Origin of the sequence: Cupriavidus agavae (assembly GCF_004217045.1) — a bacterium.
Taxonomy (GTDB): domain Bacteria; phylum Pseudomonadota; class Gammaproteobacteria; order Burkholderiales; family Burkholderiaceae; genus Cupriavidus; species Cupriavidus agavae.
Genome location: NZ_SGXM01000017.1, coordinates 1 through 5432, shown reverse-complemented (window position 1 = coordinate 5432; position 5432 = coordinate 1). Strand labels below are relative to the sequence as shown.

The following is a 5432-nucleotide window of genomic DNA, read 5'->3' as shown; positions in this document are numbered from 1 at the left end:
AGCTGTCGAGGGGTTTTGGGGCATAAGAGCCTGGCGATGACCTACTTTCACACGGGTATCCGCACTATCATCGGCGCAAAGTCGTTTCACGGTCCTGTTCGGGATGGGAAGGGGTGGTTCCGACTCGCTATGGTCACCAGGCATAAGGGGTTGCCTGCGCTGACGAGTGTCAACGCGGGCGAATTGGGTGTAGTAAAGGTTGGGTTGTGTTGTGTCGACCTTGGGCACAAGGCGGATCACAGACACCAGGTAAAACACACTGGTTATAGGATCAAGCCTTACGGGCAATTAGTACTGGTTAGCTTAACGCATTACTGCGCTTCCACACCCAGCCTATCAACGTCCTGGTCTCGAACGACCCTTCAAGGAGGTCAAGCCTCCAGGGAATCCTCATCTTCAGGCGAGTTTCCCGCTTAGATGCTTTCAGCGGTTATCTCTTCCGTACATAGCTACCCTGCGATGCCTCTGGCGAGACAACAGGTACACCAGCGGTACGTCCACTCCGGTCCTCTCGTACTAGGAGCAGCCCCCGTCAAGATTCCAACGCCCACGGCAGATAGGGACCAAACTGTCTCACGACGTTTTAAACCCAGCTCACGTACCTCTTTAAATGGCGAACAGCCATACCCTTGGGACCGGCTACAGCCCCAGGATGAGATGAGCCGACATCGAGGTGCCAAACACCGCCGTCGATATGAACTCTTGGGCGGTATCAGCCTGTTATCCCCAGAGTACCTTTTATCCGTTGAGCGATGGCCCTTCCATTCAGAACCACCGGATCACTATGTCCTGCTTTCGCACCTGCTCGACTTGTCGGTCTCGCAGTTAAGCACGCTTTTGCCATTGCACTTTAGGTACGATGTCCGACCGTACCAAGCGTACCTTCGAACTCCTCCGTTACACTTTGGGAGGAGACCGCCCCAGTCAAACTGCCTACCATGCACTGTCCCCGACCCGGATTCACGGGTCAAGGTTAGAACCTCAAACAAACCAGGGTGGTATTTCAAGGACGGCTCCACGTGAACTAGCGTCCACGCTTCAAAGCCTCCCACCTATCCTACACAGATCGGTTCAAAGTCCAATGCAAAGCTACAGTAAAGGTTCATGGGGTCTTTCCGTCTAGCCGCGGGGAGATTGCATCATCACAAACACTTCAACTTCGCTGAGTCTCGGGAGGAGACAGTGTGGCCATCGTTACGCCATTCGTGCAGGTCGGAACTTACCCGACAAGGAATTTCGCTACCTTAGGACCGTTATAGTTACGGCCGCCGTTTACCGGGACTTCAATCAAGAGCTTGCACCCCATCATTTAATCTTCCGGCACCGGGCAGGCGTCACACCCTATACGTCCACTTTCGTGTTTGCAGAGTGCTGTGTTTTTATTAAACAGTCGCAGCCACCATTTTATTGCAACCCCTTCACCCTTCTGGCGCAGGCCAGTCAAGCTACCAGGGCGTACCTTATCCCGAAGTTACGGTACCAATTTGCCGAGTTCCTTCTCCCGAGTTCTCTCAAGCGCCTTAGAATACTCATCTCGCCCACCTGTGTCGGTTTGCGGTACGGTCTCGTATGACTGAAGCTTAGAGGCTTTTCTTGGAACCACTTCCAATTGCTTCGCAGCACTAGGCCGCTCGCCCCACATCCTTGAATTCCGCGCCCGGATTTGCCTAAGCGCCTTCTCCAATGCAGGGACCGGGACTTCCAACACCCGGACAACCTTCCGCGATCCGTCCCCCCATCGCATCATACGACGGTGCAGGAATATTAACCTGCTTCCCATCAGCTACGCATCTCTGCCTCGCCTTAGGGGCCGACTCACCCTACGCCGATGAACGTTGCGTAGGAAACCTTGGGCTTACGGCGAGGGGGCCTTTCACCCCCTTTATCGCTACTCATGTCAGCATTCGCACTTCTGATACCTCCAGCATCCTTTACAAGACACCTTCACAGGCTTACAGAACGCTCTCCTACCACGCATATAAATATGCGTCCGCAGCTTCGGTGACTGGCTTAGCCCCGTTACATCTTCCGCGCAGGACGACTCGATCAGTGAGCTATTACGCTTTCTTTAAAGGGTGGCTGCTTCTAAGCCAACCTCCTGACTGTTTTAGCCTTCCCACTTCGTTTCCCACTTAGCCAATCTTGGGGACCTTAGCTGGCGGTCTGGGTTGTTTCCCTCTTGACACCGGACGTTAGCACCCGATGTCTGTCTCCCGTGATTGCACTCTTCGGTATTCGGAGTTTGCTATGGCGGGGTAATCAGCAATAGACCCCCCAACCATGACAGTGCTCTACCCCCGAAGGTGACACACGAGGCACTACCTAAATAGTTTTCGGAGAGAACCAGCTATTTCCAGATTTGTTTAGCCTTTCACCCCTATCCACAGCTCATCCCCTAACTTTTCAACGTTAGTGGGTTCGGTCCTCCAGTACGTGTTACCGCACCTTCAACCTGGCCATGGATAGATCATCTGGTTTCGGGTCTACACCCAGCGACTCAACGCCCTGTTCGGACTCGCTTTCGCTACGCCTTCCCTAACCGGTTAAGCTTGCCACTGAATGTAAGTCGCTGACCCATTATACAAAAGGTACGCCGTCACCCGTTGCCAGGCTCCGACTGTTTGTATGCATGCGGTTTCAGGATCTATTTCACTCCCCTCCCGGGGTTCTTTTCGCCTTTCCCTCACGGTACTGGTTCACTATCGGTCGATTACGAGTATTTAGCCTTGGAGGATGGTCCCCCCATCTTCAGACAGGATTTCACGTGTCCCGCCCTACTTGTCGTACACCTAGTTCCACAATGCTGTTTTCGCATACAGGGCTATCACCTGCTATGGCCGGGCTTTCCATCCCGTTCTGCTAACAACGCTGCTAAAGAGTACAAGGCTCTTCCCATTTCGTTCGCCACTACTCTGGGAATCTCGGTTGATTTCTGTTCCTGCAGCTACTTAGATGTTTCAGTTCGCCGCGTTCGCTTCCACTGACCTATGTATTCAGTCAGGGATGACCCATGCGGGCCGGGTTTCCCCATTCGGACATCTCCGGATCAAAGCTCGTTTGCCAGCTCCCCGAAGCTTTTCGCAGGCTACCGCGTCCTTCATCGCCTGTAATCGCCAAGGCATCCACCACATGCACTTGTTCGCTTGACCCTATAACGAGTGTGTCTCGAAAGACAGTCGCTACAGGTCTGAGTTCTCGCGTTTGTGCCGTATTCCAAGTCATCTTTCGATCACTTAAATACATTTTGGTTGATACAATCACAACCCGGTATCGCGTTTTGTACTGCAGCGTCTCATCAACGCTTCGCGACACCTTTACTACATCCCATATTGTTAAAGAACAGCCGAACCCAACTTGGTTGGATTCGATAGCAATAGCCAAAGACTAAAATTCAGCAACTTCCTGAATCCTGGTCTTTGACGACTACCCCAAGGTAAGTGGTGGAGGATGACGGGATCGAACCGACGACCCCCTGCTTGCAAAGCAGGTGCTCTCCCAGCTGAGCTAATCCCCCGGATAACTTGGTGGGTCTGGTAGGACTTGAACCTACGACCCCCGCCTTATCAAGACGGTGCTCTAACCACCTGAGCTACAGACCCTTGGCTGTAACACTCAAACAAACCGATAAGTGTGGACGCTTGACCTGCTCACGCAAGCCTCTGGAAAGGAGGTGATCCAGCCGCACCTTCCGATACGGCTACCTTGTTACGACTTCACCCCAGTCATGAACCCTGCCGTGGTAATCGCCCTCCTTGCGGTTAGGCTAACTACTTCTGGCAAAACCCACTCCCATGGTGTGACGGGCGGTGTGTACAAGACCCGGGAACGTATTCACCGCGGCATGCTGATCCGCGATTACTAGCGATTCCAGCTTCACGTAGTCGAGTTGCAGACTACGATCCGGACTACGATGCGTTTTCTGGGATTAGCTCCCCCTCGCGGGTTGGCAACCCTCTGTACGCACCATTGTATGACGTGTGAAGCCCTACCCATAAGGGCCATGAGGACTTGACGTCATCCCCACCTTCCTCCGGTTTGTCACCGGCAGTCTCTCTAGAGTGCCCTTGCGTAGCAACTAAAGATAAGGGTTGCGCTCGTTGCGGGACTTAACCCAACATCTCACGACACGAGCTGACGACAGCCATGCAGCACCTGTGTCCACTTTCCCTTTCGGGCACCTGATGCATCTCTGCTTCGTTAGTGGCATGTCAAGGGTAGGTAAGGTTTTTCGCGTTGCATCGAATTAATCCACATCATCCACCGCTTGTGCGGGTCCCCGTCAATTCCTTTGAGTTTTAATCTTGCGACCGTACTCCCCAGGCGGTCAACTTCACGCGTTAGCTACGTTACTGAAGAAATGAATCCCCAACAACTAGTTGACATCGTTTAGGGCGTGGACTACCAGGGTATCTAATCCTGTTTGCTCCCCACGCTTTCGTGCATGAGCGTCAGTGACGTCCCAGGGGGCTGCCTTCGCCATCGGTATTCCTCCACATCTCTACGCATTTCACTGCTACACGTGGAATTCTACCCCCCTCTGACATACTCTAGCCTTGCAGTCACAAGCGCAATTCCCAAGTTGAGCTCGGGGATTTCACGCCTGTCTTACAAAACCGCCTGCGCACGCTTTACGCCCAGTAATTCCGATTAACGCTCGCACCCTACGTATTACCGCGGCTGCTGGCACGTAGTTAGCCGGTGCTTATTCTTCCGGTACCGTCATCCACCCCAGGTATTAACCGAAGCGATTTCTTTCCGGACAAAAGTGCTTTACAACCCGAAGGCCTTCTTCACACACGCGGCATTGCTGGATCAGGGTTGCCCCCATTGTCCAAAATTCCCCACTGCTGCCTCCCGTAGGAGTCTGGGCCGTGTCTCAGTCCCAGTGTGGCTGATCGTCCTCTCAGACCAGCTACTGATCGTCGCCTTGGTGGGCCTTTACCCCACCAACTAGCTAATCAGACATCGGCCGCTCCTGCTGCGTGAGGCCTTGCGGTCCCCCACTTTCACCCTCAGGTCGTATGCGGTATTAGCTAATCTTTCGACTAGTTATCCCCCACAACAGGGTACGTTCCGATGTATTACTCACCCGTTCGCCACTCGCCACCAGACCGAAGTCCGTGCTGCCGTTCGACTTGCATGTGTAAGGCATGCCGCCAGCGTTCAATCTGAGCCAGGATCAAACTCTTCAGTTCAATCTCTGTGTGACCCTCGCGGGTCTCGCTCTTTCGAGCGGTCGCTCACTCTCAGAAAACTGACCCGACTGCTCCGAAGAACAATCGAACATGTTTTACTGTGCGAGCACTTGATACTTTTGAAGCAACACCGAAGACCGAAATCTTCAGCGGCGTTCGCCATCAAGCGCCCACACTTATCGGTTGTTTGGTTGTTAAAGAACGGTGACGAGCGGCTTTGCCGTCGTCGGGTACTGC

General features: G+C 53.4%; 2 tRNA genes and 3 rRNA genes. All 5 read right to left on the bottom strand.

Annotated elements, in window-relative coordinates:
- Positions 1-28: 28 nt before the first annotated feature.
- Positions 29-141: ribosomal RNA gene (gene rrf, locus EV147_RS25860) — 5S ribosomal RNA — on the bottom strand.
- 126 nt (positions 142-267) lie between these two features.
- Positions 268-3149 (bottom strand): 23S ribosomal RNA (locus EV147_RS25855).
- Between the two features lie 289 nt (positions 3150-3438).
- Positions 3439-3514: transfer RNA gene (locus tag EV147_RS25850), tRNA-Ala, on the bottom strand.
- An 8-nt stretch (positions 3515-3522) separates the two neighbouring features.
- Positions 3523-3599 (bottom strand) — tRNA-Ile (locus EV147_RS25845).
- 64 nt (positions 3600-3663) lie between these two features.
- Positions 3664-5195, bottom strand: a 16S ribosomal RNA gene (locus EV147_RS25840).
- Together the 16S, 23S and 5S rRNA genes with 2 tRNA genes alongside form the textbook arrangement of a ribosomal RNA operon.
- Positions 5196-5432 lie beyond the last annotated feature (237 nt).